General features: G+C 65.9%; 1 protein-coding gene. It reads right to left on the minus strand.

Going from position 1 to position 1,017, the window contains the following annotated elements; translation table 11 throughout:
• Positions 1 to 19 precede the first annotated feature (19 nt).
• A protein-coding gene (locus AB0D46_RS38570; protein WP_362884769.1) for an IS5 family transposase occupies positions 20 to 957 on the minus strand; the annotation gives its coding sequence in 2 pieces (ribosomal slippage) (positions 20 to 583 and positions 586 to 957; 936 coding nt in all).
• Positions 958 to 1,017: the final 60 nt, after the last annotated feature.

The raw sequence follows: 1,017 nt of genomic DNA on the forward strand, positions 1-1,017 counted from the left end.
CTAGGTTCTGTTTCTTGGATCAGCTGCGGAGCCAGATGATGAGGGTCGCGAGGGTGACGGTCCCGAGGTAGACGTAGGCACGTTTGTCGTAGCGGGTGGCTACCGCCCTGAAGTTCTTCAGGCGGTTGATCGCCCGCTCGACGACGTTGCGTTTCTTGTACCGCTGTTTGTCGAAACCAGTCGGCCGGCCACCGGCCGAACCGCGCCTGCGGCGGTTGGCCCGCTGATCCTTCGGTTCGGGGATGGTGTGCCGGATCTTGCGTCTACGCAGATAGGCGCGGTTGTCGCGAGAGCTGTAGGCCTTGTCGGCACTGACACTGTCGGGTCGGGTGCGGGGCCGGCCCGGCCCGATGCAGGGCACGGAGATCTTCTCCAGTACGACCTCGAACTGCGGACTGTCGCCCTGCTGTCCGGGCGTGAGGACCAGCGAGAGGGGGCGGCAGCGGCCGTCGGCCGACAGGTGGATCTTGGTGGTGAAGCCGCCACGTGAGCGTCCTAAGCACTCGCCTGCCTGACCACCTCCGCCAGGCGGACAGACAAGCTCTTCAGCACCGGATCGACCGGATTTGCCCCGTGCTGGGGCCCCTTTTGAGGAGCAACCGCGGAGGGGGCGGCCACTCGTGCACCGGCTGCGTGCTGATGCGCCCGGGTCGTGGTGGAGTCCACCGACACGTCCCAGTCGATCCGCCCCTCAGCGTTCTCCGCCGCCTGGACCCGCGTCAGTAGCAGTTCCCACGTGCCATCGGCCGACCAGCGGCGATGCCGTTTGTAGACCGTCTCCCACGGGCCGAATCGCTCCGGAAGATCCCGCCACGGAACACCAGTCCGCACCCGGAACAGCACCCCGTTGATGACCTTCCGGTGCTCACTCCACCGGCCCCCACGTGTCCCACCGCGAGGCAGGAGCGACTCAAGCCGCCCCCACTCCGCATTCGTCAAATCTCCCCGGCCAACCATGCTGACCAGCCTGGACCGAGACGCATGATCACATCAGGAGATCCAAGAAACAGAACCTAG

Origin of the sequence: Streptomyces sp. NPDC048383 (assembly GCF_040651775.1) — a bacterium.
Taxonomy (GTDB): domain Bacteria; phylum Actinomycetota; class Actinomycetes; order Streptomycetales; family Streptomycetaceae; genus Streptomyces.